Here is a 15,114-nt window from a genome sequence, read left to right on the forward strand (position 1 = left end):
TGCTGCAGTAGTCTTACGCAATAACCTAGGGCTTGTTCATATTATGAGTAGAACCTTCATAGGATATAGTAAGAGAATTCTGATTCTTATCTAGGTGAATATCTTAAACAAGCCTCGGCGGGAGGATATGTTATGAATGCCAAACTCAGAATCAAGCAGAGAAGAGAAGAGCGCATCCGGCGTTTACTAAATGATGCAACGAGGGAGATTATCCAAGAGCGGGAAGTCAGTTCTAGGACAGATTCGAATGCATGGAGGAAACAACCGGCCGATCCGGTGGCAGATCGTCAGAATGGGCTATTCAGTGTGAAGAGTTTGGGGGCGGAGCAAGAGCGAGATCCGGAGACTTTATGGAAAAAAGAGAATGGATACTACGGATCAGATCATCCGGTTCGTTTTAATCTAGTGAAGTCGTTAGCACGTCGTATAGTCATTAGTGCTGTTGTCTTCGGTGCGGTATGGGGATTGTTTCAGTTGAACAATGCATGGAGTGTCTCACCCAAAACAGTAATTACGGACGCACTTCATCGTGACATGGACTTTGCCTCCATGGCCGCTTGGTATAATCGGAACTTTGGTGGCCCACCCTCCTTTTTACCTGTGTTAGGACATACAACAGATGTTGTCAATGGATCAGGGATTCGTTCACTTATGGCAAAACCGATCTCGGGAACCATTGTTCAGCCTTTTGCCCTGAGCATGAAGGGTGTGGAAATCGTACCTGAAGCTGCTGGTGCAAGCCTTGTACAAGTAGCCAGCTCTGATGCTGGGCGTGTACTTCAGGTTCTGGGGGACGCGGAAAGTGGTATAACGGTTGTAATTCAGCATACCGGCAATGTGACTGCTATATATGGGCGATTACACGAGAGTGAAGTTGAAGTGAATGACTGGGTGGAGGTAGGGTCTCCAGTGGGGAGCCTGAAATCAAGCAATGATGGACAACCCGCTACCTTATATTTTGCTGTTAAAGAGGGCGAACAATACATAGATCCAGCAGAAGTGGTTGCCCTTGATTAGATTATGGGGTGTACGTGTTTCCATGCATCCATTCTTTGTCATCATCATGCTCGCTTCACTTGTAACCGGTCATTTTATTGAACTTATCACATTGTTTGCAATTGTGTTCATCCATGAGTGTGGACATGCAGCAGCGGCAGCTCTTCTGGGTTGCCGTGTTGTATCTATTCAGATGCTCCCTTTTGGCGGGGTAGCGGTAATTGAGGACGGTGGCAAACTTACGGCTTGGCGAGAGATTGCGATTGCGCTGGCAGGGCCCTTGCAGAACATATTTATGGTGGGCGTAGTATTGCTATTGCAATACATGCAGGTTGGAGATCCAATCTTCTTATCCTACATTATCCAAGGGAATCTGCTTATTGCCTTATTCAACCTGTTGCCGATCCTGCCACTGGATGGTGGTAAAATTGTACAGGCACTTGTCAGTCTGATTGCTCCTTATTATACAACCCTCATGTGGACGTACAGAATAAGTATTCTCGTCAGTACAGGGGTTATTGTGTATGCTGTGGTGCGCTGGATTGCTGGCGATTACGGACTCCCATTAAATATTCTCTTAGTCGGGTTGTTTCTGTTCTACTCCAACGTTACAGATTATCGTAATATTCCTTATCGATTTATCCGCTTCTTAATGAATAGAGAAGGGGCTTTTGTTCATCATGCAGCTATAGGCAGTTTGGCACAGCCGATAATCTCATTTCCGGCGAAACCTTTGGACACCATTTTGCGTCTATTAAAGAGAGAGAGGTACCATATGGTATATGTGATGAATCGACAGGGGCGAATTTTAGCTGTGTTGCCTGAGCAACGGATTATCAGTTCCTATTTCAAACAAAATGCTGATAAGTCATAAGTTGCTGGTGAACCTGCCCTTCATTGGGGTAATACATGTACATATGGGTATTGCAATGATATAGAAATGGATGTGGATGATGTGAATTGTCTTCTAGAGGTGAAGCCATGAAACAAATGATTGTACATAATGAACATAACCTCATGCAAATGGCGCTTCTGGAAGAAGGCAAAGCTGTGGAATTTACAGCAGAGCGTACACGAGAGCGAGGGCTGCTAGGCTCCTTTTTCAAAGGGCGTGTAGTCAACGTATTACCGGGTATGCAGGCTGCTTTTGTGGATATTGGTCAGAGAAAAAATGCTTTCCTATACGTTGATGACGTGTTACATCCTAATTTGGAGAAGCAGCCCAAAGTGAAGCCTTCGATCTCAGAATTGCTTCGTCCGGGTCAGGATGTGATTGTTCAGGTTCTGAAAGAACCCGTAGGAAGTAAAGGAGCCCGGGTGACGACTCATTATTCACTGCCGGGTCGATGGCTTGTCTATATGCCGATAGCAGATTATATAGCCGTGTCTAAGAAGATCGCCCGCGAAGGGGATCGTTCACGCCTCAAAGCACTTGGTGATCAGCTCAAGAGGGATGAAGAAGGGCTTATTATCCGCACCGTATCTGCAGAGGAACAGCGTGAGGCGATTGAATCTGACCTTGAAACATTGCGTGAGCAGTGGCGCTTGATTCGTGAAAAAGCGAACAGTTTGCCTTCTCCAAGCTTGCTTCATCGGGATCAAAGTATGGTACAGCGGATTATCAGAGATGTATACACGCCAGGTAGTGATGTGGTGATTACGGATAGCGAGGAGCAAGCCCGTGAAGTGACAGCTCTGCTTGAGGAGATCAGTCAAGGACACCAGCCACAAGTACAGATTCACCGGGGGCCAGAACCGATATTCGCTGCTTATGGGGTGCAAGAGCAATTGAACAAGGATTTTGCTCGTAAGGTGTGGTTACCCGGAGGTGGGTACATTGTTATAGAGCACACAGAAGCGCTTACGGTGGTTGATGTGAACACAGGCAAATATACTGGCGCGGGTGGAGATAGTCTTGAGGAGACTGTGACGGAAACGAACATGCAGGCAGCGATTGAAATTGCGCGTCTCATGCGGTTGAGAGATATCGGTGGCATGATTATCGTAGATTTCATCGATATGACGGAAGCCTCGAATCGTCATGAAGTATCCGCAGCACTGGAGAGTGAGCTCAAGAAGGATCGCACCAAAGCGTTTGTAATGGGCTGGACCAAATTGGGACTGTTGGAACTAACGCGTAAAAAGGTGCGTGAAGAGAGCACTCTACCTTATGTAGAGCTATGTTCATCCTGTCATGGGACGGGGAAAAGATATATTTCACCTTTGCATTGATTTTTAATATATTGCGTGATATAATCAGCAGGTATGTGTTTAGCCTATTTGGTCTTGCACATGCTGTAACCGCACTGGCCGGGTACAAGAATGGTTCCGCAAGGAGCTGTCACCTGAGACCGGGCGAGTCTGAGACATGAGGAGGTGCAAGGCAAATGTACGCAATTATTGAAACAGGTGGTAAACAGTACAAAGTCCAAGAGGGCGATGTTCTGTTCATCGAGAAATTGACTGCGAACGATGGCGAAAGCGTAACGTTCGACCGTGTCCTGGCTGTATCTAACGATAAAGGTTTGACAGCAGGTACACCATTGGTTTCCGGAGCTACTGTAACGGCTAAAGTGGAGAAACATGGCAAAGGTCAAAAGGTTGTTGTATACAAATACAAACCGAAAAAGAACTACCATGTGAAGCAAGGTCACCGTCAACCGTACACTAAAGTAACTATCGAAAAAATCAAAGCGTAAGGTAGGTGCGATAAGTGATTATCGTTCAGATCTTTCGTAATGAGGATGGGAACATCGAACGCTTCTCAATCCAAGGGCATGCTAATTTTGCCAAGCGGGGAGAAGATATCGTATGTGCCGGGGTGTCTGCTGTTACAGTAGGTACAGTTAACTCGATTGAGGCATTGACTGGTGTCGAGATGGATACCAAAATGAAGAATGGCTTTTTAAGTGGTTCTTTACCTTCGCTTCCAAGAGAGGAAACTTTTTCTCAGGTACAATTGTTACTCGAATCCATGGTAGTTATGCTCTCTAATATTGCAGAGTCATACGGTAAGTATATTAAGATAGAGCAATCCAAATAATTTAAGAAGGAGGAAAACCAATCATGTTGAAATTAAATCTTCAGTTGTTCGCATCGAAAAAAGGTGTAGGTTCCACGAAGAACGGACGTGACAGTAATGCGCAACGCCTTGGCGTTAAGCGTGCTGACGGCCAAAGAGTAACTGGTGGTAGCATTCTCGTTCGCCAACGCGGAACGAAAATTCACCCAGGTACTAACGTGGGTATCGGTAAAGATGACACTTTGTTTGCGAAAGTTGACGGCGTTGTGAAATTCGAACGTTGGGGACGCGATCGTAAAAAAGTAAGCATCTATCCTGTAGACGTTGCTCCAGTAGCAGCTACAGTAGAAGCATAATATCGGCATTCCGCCTAAGGAGCCTTCGGCATTTTTGCCGGAGGCTTTTTGTATTTTAAGAGTAATCGCTAATGAACTGACAGAAAAGACATGTTATACTTGGATACGGTGGGGTTAAACTAGCCGAGTTAGTGTAGAACGGGGAGAAGCCATGAAATCTTGGAAAAGAGTGCCGTGGATTGCGGCATGTTCGCTTCTGATTCCTTTGGTTTTCGTTATGCTGTATCCATCAGTCATTTCAGGTATTGTGTGTGCGTTGTGGTCCGTTGCAGTGCTGGTGGTTTCGCTCTATCTGATGAACAGACAAGCGGAGGCAGAACGCAGAACAATTGTACAATCTATGGAAAAGACAGCAATCGCATCATTAAATCATCATCGGCATGACTGGATGAACGATCTTCAGGTGTTGTATGGATATCTTCGACTAGGCAAACTTGATAAATCAGTGCAATGTGTGGAAAGAATAAAGGAACGGGTTACTGAGGAAAGCCGAATTTCAAAATTAGGTATTCCTTCACTCGTGTTTTACCTGCAATCTTTCCGAGCTAGCGGAGTTGCATTGGAATTGCATGTTGAAGTTGAGGAAGAGTTGCAGCTTAATGCTCTGGTTTCTCCCGAGGATGGCGAGTCACTAACGGGGGCGATTGCGGATGCAATTCGAGCCTATCAATTTGGCGGCGGCCGGTCGTCTTGGGGAGAGGTTCGCAAACTGACCTTGAGCTTCGGACAGGATCATGGAGATGTGGTTGTCCGATTGGACGGGGATCAAACCCCCGATCCAGAAACGGTAAGGCATCTTGAAGCCGTACTTAAAGGAAAAAAAGTCAGAACGGAGCAACTTCCGTCTGAGGATACGTTTATACAATTCCGAATGCCGTGTGGAATATAGGAAGAAGGGGTTAACCAATGTTTGTAGATAAAGCGAAGATTTATGTGAAAGCCGGAGACGGGGGAGACGGAATTATTTCGTTCCGTCGTGAGAAATATGTACCAAACGGCGGACCTGCCGGGGGCGATGGGGGCAGAGGAGCTGACATCATTTTCCGCGTAGATGAAGGTTTGCGGACGTTGATGGATTTCCGTTACCAGCGACACTTCAAGGCTCCACGTGGTGAAAAAGGCCGTAACAAAAGTCAACACGGTGCCAATGCGGAGAATATGATTGTTCGTATTCCGCCAGGAACAGTTATTGTTGATGAGGACAGCGGCGAAGTATTGGCCGATCTGACACGTCACGGTCAGCAGGTTGTTGTTGCCAAAGGCGGCCGAGGTGGACGCGGTAACATTCGTTTTGCCACACCAAATAATCCTGCACCTGAACTTGCCGAGAACGGTGAAGAAGGCGAAGAGCGATACATCGTGCTTGAACTTAAAGTAATGGCAGATGTAGGACTTGTGGGTTTCCCAAGTGTCGGCAAATCGACATTGCTGTCTGTCGTTTCAGCAGCTAAACCAAAGATCGGTGCATATCACTTTACAACAATAACACCTAATCTGGGTGTGGTTGGTGTGGGCGAAGGTCGTAGTTTCGTCATGGCAGATTTGCCAGGACTCATTGAAGGTGCCCATGAAGGGGTCGGACTCGGACATGAGTTCCTACGCCATGTTGAGCGTACCCGTATCATTGTGCATGTGGTTGACATGTCTGGTTCAGAAGGACGCGATCCTTTTGAAGACTGGCAAAAAATCAACGATGAATTGAAACAGTACAATCCTGCATTGGCTGAGAGACCACAGATTGTGGCAGCAAACAAAATGGATATGCCGGAATCTGCAGAGAATCTAGAAAAGTTCTTGCAACAGGTTCGTGAGATTCATCCGGATATTGAAGTTATGCCAATTTCGTCGCTTACTCGCCAAGGGATTCAAGAGCTGTTGTACCGTGCGGCTGATCTGTTGGATCAGATTCCGGATGAACCGGTTGTTGAAGAAGTAGCGGATATTTCGGAACGTAAAGTGTTTAGTTTGGACAAAAAAGAGGATGAAGGTTTCCGCATTGTGCGTGAGAATGATACCTTCATTGTTGAAAGTGCCAAAATTGATCGCATGATGAAACGTATGCAGCTGAACTCACATGAGGCAATCCTTAAACTTGCGCGTACATTGCGCTATATGGGTGTGGATGATGAGTTGCGTAAACGTGGTGCAGAAGAGGGTACCATTGTACGGATCGGCGACTTTGAATTTGAATTCGTTGAGAGTAGCAGTTACTACTAAGCGTCATTCATGTTGGATCGATGCATAATGTGATTTAAATAATTGCACAGAGCAGTGGGATAACAACCCGCAGTTCTGTGCTTTTTTTTGTTTTTTATATAAATGAAATCAGACATTTACATGAGAACGACGAAGGACAGAGAATACAGTGTAGATAGGTTTTAGTTCTATGGATATAACATAAACGTAGGATGAGCTGTATACTGTGAAGAACATATTTTTAAAAAATAGACATGTAATGTATTGCCCTTTTGCGCCACATCCTATATAATGTCCACTATATGAATACATGAGTCTTTGAGGAGAGGACGTTCTGTGAACGAACGCTATTACTTGGTACGTGAGGACATTTTGCCTGAAGCTGTCGTGAAGACGATGCAAGTGAAAGAGCTTCTTGCTGCGGGCGATGTCAAAACGGTGCATGAAGCCGTAGAGCAGGTTGGATTAAGCCGCAGTGCTTTTTATAAATATAAGGACGGCATTCATTTGATCAATCAATTGGAACGAGAACGAATCGTTACCATTTCCATTGATCTGGAGCATCAGTCTGGAATATTGTCTCGTGTGTTAGGACATGTGGCTGGTTATGGTGCTAACGTTCTTACCATTAATCAGAGTATTCCTCTTCAAGGAAGAGCGAACGTTGTTATATCGGTAGAAATATCGCATCTTCACGGAGAGATTGGCGATATGTTGGAGCAAATGCAGGAAATGCCTGGTGTTCGTCGCACCCGCATTGTAGGGCAAGGTTAACGAGACGTTATCTTCATAACGTTCAATATAGGTTGAACAAGTTGTTCAGATGTACAACAGTACAGAGGTGACAGCAAGAAGAGATATAGGGGGTATGTCGTTAGTGAAACCAGTAAAAGTAGGATTGTTGGGTTTGGGAACTGTAGGTACAGGGGTCGTTCGCATCGTAGAGGGGAACCAGGAGGATCTGAGCAGTCAGGTCGGCTCTCCCATTGTTATTGAGAAGATTGCTGTAAAGAATACAGAGAAAGATCGCGTTATTGCCGTTGATCGTGCAAAGCTCACAGAAGACCCTTGGGAAGTTATTCGACACCCCGATATCGATGTAATCGTCGAAGTTATGGGTGGGATTGATCAGACGAAAGCGTATATTCTGGAAGCATTGGAGCGCGGCAAGCACATTGTAACAGCTAACAAAGATTTAATGGCTCTGCATGGGTCTGAGATATTGGCGAAGGCACAGGAGAAACAGTGTGACGTATTTTATGAAGCCAGCGTAGCTGGTGGAATTCCCATCATCCGTACTCTAATTGAGGGATTCTCATCGGATCGAATTACTCGAATTATGGGGATCGTGAACGGCACAACGAACTATATTTTGACTAAAATGAGCCAGGAAGGCGCCTCATATGAGGAAGTCTTGGCAGAAGCACAGGCACTTGGCTACGCAGAGACTGACCCTACTTCAGATGTAGAGGGACTCGATGCCGCTCGTAAAATGGCGATATTGAGCACATTAGGTTTCCGTACCAATGTTGAGTTGCAGGATGTAACAGTCCGCGGGATATCATCCGTGACCCGTGAAGATATTACGTATGCTAGAAGACTCGGATACGAAATGAAGCTACTCGGTATTGCTGATCGTCAAGATGACGAGATCACGATTAGTGTACAGCCTACAATGGTTAGACAAAATCATCCGATTGCCTCCGTTAATGGGATTTTCAATGCCGTTTATGTTCATGGTGAAGCGGTAGGGGAGACGATGTTCTATGGTGCAGGAGCAGGAGAGCTTCCAACAGCAACTTCTGTTGTAGCTGACATCGTGGCTGTCATTAAAAACCTTAAGCTTGGGGTAAATGGTCTTAAAGCAATCGTGCCTTATAAACCTAAACGGCTCCAAAGTGACGAACAGATTTTGTCGAAGAACTTCATCTTGTTACATGTAGACGATAAGGCAGGAGTACTCGCACAAATCACGCAAATTTTTGCAGAGTATGAGGTGAGTCTAGCGTCGGTTGTTCAACAACCTAATGAGACTAACCCTGATGCCGAGATTATTATTGTTACCCATAATGCAAGTAAGGCCAGCATGGACAAGGTGCTTAAGCACTTTGAATCACTTAACGTTATTCGCCGAATTAAGAGTGTTTACCGAGTTGAAGGCTAACAGAACTTTAAACGACAAAGGAGCTTACTTACAATGAGATATCAAGGACTACTGCAAACTTACAAAGAATACCTTCCGGTTAATGAAAATACACCTATGCTTACGCTGCAAGAAGGAAATACACCTCTGGTTCATGCAGAAAATCTGTCCAAAGAACTTGGCTTGAACTTATATTTCAAATATGAAGGCTTGAACCCAAGTGGTTCGTTCAAAGACCGTGGTATGGTTATGGCTGTTGCAAAAGCTATGGAAGAAGGAAGCCGCACGATCATGTGTGCTTCAACAGGTAATACATCTGCTGCTGCTGCTGCCTATGCGGCTCGCGGTGGATTGAATTGTATCGTGTTGATTCCGAATAACAACATCGCTCTGGGTAAGCTTGCTCAAGCTATGATCTACGGAGCTAAAGTTATTGCGATCAATGGTAACTTTGACCGTGCCTTGGAGATTGTTCGTGAGATCACAGCCAAACATCCAATCACGCTTGTAAACTCTGTCAATCCGTTCCGTATTGAAGGACAAAAGACAGCTGCATTTGAAGTAGTAGATCAATTGGGTCAAGCTCCTGACGTATTGGCGATTCCGGTGGGCAATGCGGGGAATATCTCTGCATACTGGAAAGGATTCAAAGAGTACAAAGAGGCAGGTAAGTCGAATTCCTTGCCACGTATGGTTGGTTTTGAGGCTGAGGGTGCTATGGCTATCGTTAAAGGTGAACCGATCCTGGAACCTGAAACTGTGGCTACAGCTATTCGAATTGGTAATCCAGCAAGTTGGAAAACAGCGGTTGCTGCAGCTGAAGAGTCCGGTGGACAGATCAACTACGTAACCGATGAAGAAATTTTGACAGCATACCGCACCATTGCGGCCCGTGAAGGTATCTTTGCTGAACCTGCATCTGCTGCTTCGGTCGCAGGAGTATATAAATTAAAACAAGAAGGATACTTTAAAGGTGGAGAGACTGTTGTCTGTGTATTGACAGGTCACGGCTTGAAAGATCCAAATATCGCAATCAAAACAGTAGCAACAGAACCGCTTGTCGTGGAAGATACGGAAGAAGCGGTTATGGCGGCGATTGCACAACTGGAGCAACAATCCGTATGAGCCTGAAACAAAAAGTTACAGTCAAAGTACCTGCAAGTACAGCAAATTTAGGCCCAGGGTTTGATACCCTGGGTATGGCTTTATCTTTATATGCTTGGCTTGAAATGAAACCTGCTGAGCAGACAACCTTTCATCTGCATGGAGACCATCTAACGGGTTTACCTACGGATAAATCTAACCTGATATACGAGGTTGCGCAGATGGTATTCAATGAAGCAGGAGTCTCCGTTCCCGAACTGGAGATTTCTATGCTGTCCAATATTCCATTGACACGTGGTTTAGGAAGTAGTGCATCCGCTATTGTTGGTGCTCTCGCCGCAGCTAATGCGTTAATTGGTTCACCTTTATCGGACGCGATGCTTCTGGACATGGCTACTTCGCTAGAGAAACATCCAGACAATGTAGGTGCTTCCTTGTATGGCGGGATTATCGCTGCGGCCTGGGATGGAGATCATGTAGATCATATTCGCATTGAGCCAGCACAGGATTTAGAGGCGCTTGTGATTGTCCCGGACTTTCAACTATCCACAACCAAAGCGAGAGGTATCATTCCACAACAGTTCGGCATGTCTGATATTGTGCACAACATCAGCAGGTCTTCTCTTTTGGTTGCTGCACTGTCGAGTGGCCGGTTAGATATGATTCATAAAGCGATGTCCGATCGTTTGCATCAACCCTACAGAGCTTCATTAGTTCCCGGGATGGCAGAGATTTTGGAGCATGCGGTAGATTACGGGGCTCTTGGTGCTGCATTGAGTGGTGCTGGTCCAACCGTTATTACCTTTGTAGATCGCCATAGTCAACGAAAAAAAGAACTTGAGCAATATTTAATCGATACCATGGGACGTGAAGGCATCACGTCAACGGCAATGTGGCTTGATCCGGATCTCGATGGTGTCACGGTGTTGCCTGATCAAGGCGACATACCTTTTTTGCACAGAGTTAAAGGGGACGTTAAAGCATGAAACGAATTGCAGTATTGCCAGAAGGTTCAGTCTCCCATGAAGCAGTCGATTTCCTGTTTAATGGTGAACCGTTAGAATTGCTTCACTCCAAACTCATTTCAGATGTTTTCCGTGCGACAGATAGCGGGAATTCCCAATTTAGTGTCATTCCAATCGAAAATACGATTGAAGGCTCGGTTAGTCTACATATGGACTGGCTCGTTAATGAAGTGGATATTGCGATGCAAGCCGAATGGGTATACCCATCCATTCAGAATGTGATCGGACATGGCTCGGAGTTCAGGAATGATGAGGGTGGATATGATTTTGGAAAAATCACCAAGCTCATGTCTCATCCGGTAGCCATCCCACAGTGCCAGAACTTCATTCGTACACATTCCCCTGATGCGGATCTAGAGGGAGTGAACAGCACAGCTGAGGCGGTGGAACTGGTTAAGAAGAATCCAGGTAAAGGCTGGGCTGCAATTGGTACAAGATTAGCCGCTCAGAAGCATGGCTTGGATATTATGGCTGATCGAGTTACTGATCATGACAATAACTACACTCGTTTTGTTTTGATTGGTCATGAGCCTGTTCAGATTCCGCGTGAACCGGATCATGTAAAGACGAGTCTATTGGTTACATTACCTGAGGATGCACCGGGTGCTCTTCATCAGGTGTTGTCCGCGTTTGCTTGGCGTAAGCTGAATCTGACCAGGCTCGAATCGCGTCCGACGAAGAAGCGGCTCGGCAGTTATTATTTTTATATTGATGTAAAAGAAGCTGTTGATTCTGTGCTGCTGACGGCAGCGATGGGAGAGATCGAGGCTTTGAATTGCCAGGTGCGTGTCCTTGGAAGCTATCCTTGTTTTACTTATCCCTCTTTGAAAACAACCTAATCATAGGCTGGATTTATAGAGGTTGGGACTAAAAAATGGGGTAAATCTCACACGTGAATGCTTGTCAATTGTTGTACAATAAGTGAATCTGATGATATTTTTCGTGAGTGAAGGATAGGACATTTAACGGAGGTGCAGTCATCCATGTCAGAACAGTGGATTTATTTGGACGGTCAATTTGTGACCAAGGAGAACGCAACTGTTTCGGTATACGATCATGGTTTTTTGTATGGAGATGGGATTTTCGAAGGTATCCGGATATATAACGGAAACATTTTTAGATGCAAGGCGCATCTGGATCGATTGTATGATTCAGCCAAATCCATTAATCTAAACATCCCTCTATCGTACGAAGAAATGTTAGACGTGATGGCTGAAACAGTACGTCGTAACGATATGCGTAATGGTTATATTCGTTTAATTGTTTCGCGGGGGCCGGGTAACTTGGGATTAGATCCACTGCGTTGTCCAAAAGCATCTGTGATTATTATTGTGGAGCAACTGGCCATCTATCCAGAAGAAGCGTATCTTACTGGTTTGAAAGCTGTATCTGTCTCTCAACGTCGTAATATTCCAGATGCACTTAATCCCAAAATTAAATCGTTGAACTATCTTAATAACGTACTTGTCAAAATCCAGTCCAACTATGCAGGTGCTGGTGAAGCGATCATGCTGAATTCTCAAGGTTATGTAACTGAAGGTTCTAGCGATAACATTTTTATTATCAAAAATGGGGTTGTTTACACACCGCCTTGTTACCTTGGTGCCTTGGAAGGCATTACGCGTCAGGCAATTATTGATCTATGTGGTGAGCTGAACATCGAGCTGAAAGAGATTCCGTTTACCCTCCATGATGTGTATATCGCGGACGAGGTCTTCTTCACAGGTACGGCTGCAGAAGTCATCGCTGCCTATGAGGTGGATGGAAGAACGATCGGTTCAGGGGTTGCAGGCCCGATAACATTAAAACTTCTTGAAGCGTTCCGACAAATTGTGGACAAAGACGGATACAAAGTTTGGGAAGCCTAAACAACGAATATAGCTGAATATAGAACGTGAAATCCTTCTGATCTATCAGGGATCGTCATACCCAAAAGTATGCGGTTTTTGAAGAGAGAAGGATTTTTTTTGTTTAGGTGATGTCATTAGCCTAATTTCTGCATAGGATGTAGTAACGGTATGGGCGAATGCACTGCCCAAGTATCACGTCTAGGAGGTTAGTTCCCAGTGAAAATACACATGGTGAAAAAAGGCGACACATTGTATCTGCTGTCCCAAAAATATAATGTGGCGCTCGACAAAATTATTGCGGCTAATCCGCAAATCAGCGATCCTGATAAGTTGGATATTGGGATGAAAGTGAAAATTCCTGCTGCACCTGTGACACCCAAACCTGAGGGAGTATTACACAGTCACAAAGTTCAGCAAGGAGATTCGTTGTGGAAGTTGTCGCAGGCATGGGGAGTCCCGCTGAAGGATATGATCAATGCCAATCCACAACTGAAAAACCCAAATGCTCTACTGGTGGGGGAGACAGTATACATTCCTTCCATGCAAGTTCAGGGCAACACAGGAACAGAGAGCGGAGCGAGTAATGTTGCAGCTCATGAAAAGCTCTCTCCTGAGGGAAAAGAACATACAGGTGTAAAAGAGGAACCGGTAACACCGGAAGCTCCAGTACCATCATCCCCGCCACCTACACCAGTGGTACCTGAACCAATCAAAGAGCAACCTGCTCCAACGCCTAAGCCGGCTAATCCCGTGCCACCTAATGTAATGCCTGAACTGGAAGTGTTACCTCAGTTACCTGAAATGCCAGAAGTTAAGCCAACAAAGGAGCCTGAGAAAAAAGAAAATCTTGCGCCAACGGCACAAGTAAAGCCTCTTCCAGAAGCTCCGAAGTATACAATGCCGAATCTGTCACCTGAAATTATGCCTTTGCCAGCTATACCGAATACAAAAGCTCCAGTTGAAGTGTCACCTGCGACCAAATCTCCATGTGGTTGTGGAAGTAAACTTCATCATGCACCAGCAGAATACCCATATACCCAGGTTCCTGTACCTGCACAAGAGGTATATACTGCGCAACAAGCAACGTATATTGCTGGGTATAGTAACAATGCTGGGTTCCCGGGGATAACGGATATAAGTCCATATGAGGTGCAACACTTATCATCCAATAATGAACCGGATTTTAATCATAACAATATGATGCCGAATATCGCTCCAGTAGAGGCTAATAATGCATATCCGCAAGCACCTTCTGCTCAAGTGAATAGCCCGTTCCCATCTTTCGCCGCGGAGCATTCTATGAATCAGCCGCCCTTTATCTCTCCATATTCGGTACTTCCATATCCGCCATGTGGATGCGGAGGACATACACATGCACCAAATTATAGTCACGTAGCTCCAGGGTACAATGATCCTGCTTGGGGAATGTATAGTCCGTATGGTGGGCATCCCAATATGGCTCCACCTGTAGTTCCGTATCAACCTGTTGAGTACGCATATCAGAATCCATATCCATCACAAAATATGGTGCCGCCATCCCCACTAGGCGCTTTTGGTGAACTATATCCATCCCAAGACCACGCTGGGGGTAAGAAAGGTGGTCGGGAGGAAGCTAATCTTAGTCAGACCAAATTCGAAGGTGAAAATGACAACAATAGTAGCAAAACGAAACAATCGGCCGGGAAAAGTGGTGTAGCGAAACGCAGAACTGCCAAGCCAGCAGGCAAAAGAACTTCTAAAGTATCGGTATCTTCTAAAGAAGCTGAAGCACGTAAAACGCAAACAAACAAACGCAGCTCAGCAAAAAGCCGTCGTAATCCTTGGATACAGCAATAAGGGTGGTAAACGATTAATGAGATAAGGGTTTGATTTAGTTCAAATAAAGAGAATCAACCAGTATGGGTTGGTTCTCTTTAACTATGTCGTTGATAAACACTTTGAGAGAGGGCGTGTACTATAGAAGATTAAAGAAGGGTAGGAAAAGTATTATCATGTTATATTAAAGGATCGCTTAAATAAATTGAAGAAAAATGTAAATCAATTGGAAAACCCGCTGTAACTATGATAGAATAATGATTACGCGATAACGATGTAGTTTTTAAGAGTTAATGAGGTGTTCAGGAGGCTGAATCTACTAAATTAATAAATTATAAAAAAACTGTTGCATTGGATTCGTCGATATGATATATTATTTAAGTCGCCGCTGAAACACAGCGTTGATGAAAAAGTTTGATCTTTGAAAACTGAACAACGAGTGAGTAATGATCTTGCTTGCAAGATCGACGCTGAGAAATTCGGACATGTCTTCGGACTGGATGGTTTCGAATCGCAAATGAGATTTTTAATCTCGTCAGATTCAAAATGAGCTAATCGCTCTTTTCAATACTTTATTGGAGAGTTTGATCCTGGCTCAGGACGAACG

General features: G+C 44.9%; 15 protein-coding genes. All 15 read left to right on the forward strand.

Translation table 11 applies throughout. The features are described 5' to 3' along the window. Window positions 1-132: 132 nt before the first annotated feature. The 15 genes from J2T19_RS26940 to J2T19_RS27010 all read left to right on the forward strand — a co-directional run bounded on the left by J2T19_RS26940 (window position 133) and on the right by J2T19_RS27010 (window position 14,528). Window positions 133-1,017 carry a M23 family metallopeptidase gene (locus J2T19_RS26940; RefSeq protein ID WP_307221425.1) on the forward strand — a complete coding sequence of 295 codons (885 nt, stop codon included), beginning with the start codon at window positions 133-135 and terminating at the stop codon, window positions 1,015-1,017. Next, a complete protein-coding gene (locus J2T19_RS26945; RefSeq protein WP_307221426.1) occupies window positions 1,010-1,870 on the forward strand; it encodes a M50 family metallopeptidase in 861 nt (286 codons plus the stop codon). Before J2T19_RS26940 ends, J2T19_RS26945 begins: the two co-directional genes overlap by 8 nt. A 107-nt stretch (window positions 1,871-1,977) precedes the next feature. Continuing rightward, window positions 1,978-3,228: an Rne/Rng family ribonuclease gene (locus J2T19_RS26950; RefSeq protein WP_307221428.1), complete on the forward strand. Its 1,251-nt coding sequence runs from the start codon at window positions 1,978-1,980 to the stop codon at window positions 3,226-3,228. A 155-nt stretch (window positions 3,229-3,383) separates the two neighbouring features. Beyond that, window positions 3,384-3,695, forward strand: a complete 312-nt coding sequence (gene rplU, locus J2T19_RS26955) for a 50S ribosomal protein L21 (protein WP_056697947.1) — start codon at window positions 3,384-3,386, stop codon at window positions 3,693-3,695. Window positions 3,696-3,709: 14 nt separating this feature from the next. Continuing rightward, on the forward strand, window positions 3,710-4,039 hold the full coding sequence (locus J2T19_RS26960; protein ID WP_307221430.1) for a ribosomal-processing cysteine protease Prp: 330 nt from the start codon (window positions 3,710-3,712) through the stop codon (window positions 4,037-4,039). Window positions 4,040-4,062: 23 nt separating this feature from the next. Next, complete coding sequence (gene rpmA, locus J2T19_RS26965; RefSeq protein WP_128103291.1) at window positions 4,063-4,374, forward strand: 50S ribosomal protein L27; 312 nt, start codon at window positions 4,063-4,065, stop codon at window positions 4,372-4,374. Window positions 4,375-4,525: 151 nt separating this feature from the next. Beyond that, complete coding sequence (locus J2T19_RS26970; RefSeq protein WP_056697940.1) at window positions 4,526-5,263, forward strand: Spo0B domain-containing protein; 738 nt, start codon at window positions 4,526-4,528, stop codon at window positions 5,261-5,263. Window positions 5,264-5,280: 17 nt separating this feature from the next. Continuing rightward, window positions 5,281-6,591, forward strand: a complete 1,311-nt coding sequence (gene obgE, locus J2T19_RS26975) for a GTPase ObgE (RefSeq protein WP_307221432.1) — start codon at window positions 5,281-5,283, stop codon at window positions 6,589-6,591. Window positions 6,592-6,906: 315 nt separating this feature from the next. Beyond that, entirely contained in the window at window positions 6,907-7,344 is a 438-nt protein-coding gene (locus tag J2T19_RS26980) for an ACT domain-containing protein (protein WP_056697934.1), read from the forward strand. Window positions 7,345-7,447: 103 nt separating this feature from the next. Continuing rightward, window positions 7,448-8,734, forward strand: coding sequence for a homoserine dehydrogenase (locus J2T19_RS26985; RefSeq protein WP_307221433.1), 1,287 nt, complete (start codon window positions 7,448-7,450; stop codon window positions 8,732-8,734). 33 nt (window positions 8,735-8,767) lie between these two features. Then, on the forward strand, window positions 8,768-9,838 hold the full coding sequence (thrC, locus tag J2T19_RS26990; RefSeq protein ID WP_056697925.1) for a threonine synthase: 1,071 nt from the start codon (window positions 8,768-8,770) through the stop codon (window positions 9,836-9,838). Continuing rightward, window positions 9,835-10,803, forward strand: coding sequence for a homoserine kinase (thrB, locus tag J2T19_RS26995; protein WP_307221436.1), 969 nt, complete (start codon window positions 9,835-9,837; stop codon window positions 10,801-10,803). Before thrC ends, thrB begins: the two co-directional genes overlap by 4 nt. Continuing rightward, window positions 10,800-11,681 carry a prephenate dehydratase gene (pheA, locus tag J2T19_RS27000; protein WP_307221437.1) on the forward strand — a complete coding sequence of 294 codons (882 nt, stop codon included), beginning with the start codon at window positions 10,800-10,802 and terminating at the stop codon, window positions 11,679-11,681. Before thrB ends, pheA begins: the two co-directional genes overlap by 4 nt. A 144-nt stretch (window positions 11,682-11,825) precedes the next feature. Next, window positions 11,826-12,710 carry a branched-chain-amino-acid transaminase gene (gene ilvE / locus J2T19_RS27005; RefSeq protein WP_056697918.1) on the forward strand — a complete coding sequence of 295 codons (885 nt, stop codon included), beginning with the start codon at window positions 11,826-11,828 and terminating at the stop codon, window positions 12,708-12,710. Window positions 12,711-12,908: 198 nt separating this feature from the next. Beyond that, window positions 12,909-14,528 carry a LysM peptidoglycan-binding domain-containing protein gene (locus tag J2T19_RS27010; RefSeq protein ID WP_307221440.1) on the forward strand — a complete coding sequence of 540 codons (1,620 nt, stop codon included), beginning with the start codon at window positions 12,909-12,911 and terminating at the stop codon, window positions 14,526-14,528. Window positions 14,529-15,114 lie beyond the last annotated feature (586 nt).

The organism is Paenibacillus tundrae (genome assembly GCF_030812775.1).
In the GTDB taxonomy this organism is placed as follows: Bacteria; Bacillota; Bacilli; order Paenibacillales; family Paenibacillaceae; genus Paenibacillus; species Paenibacillus tundrae_A.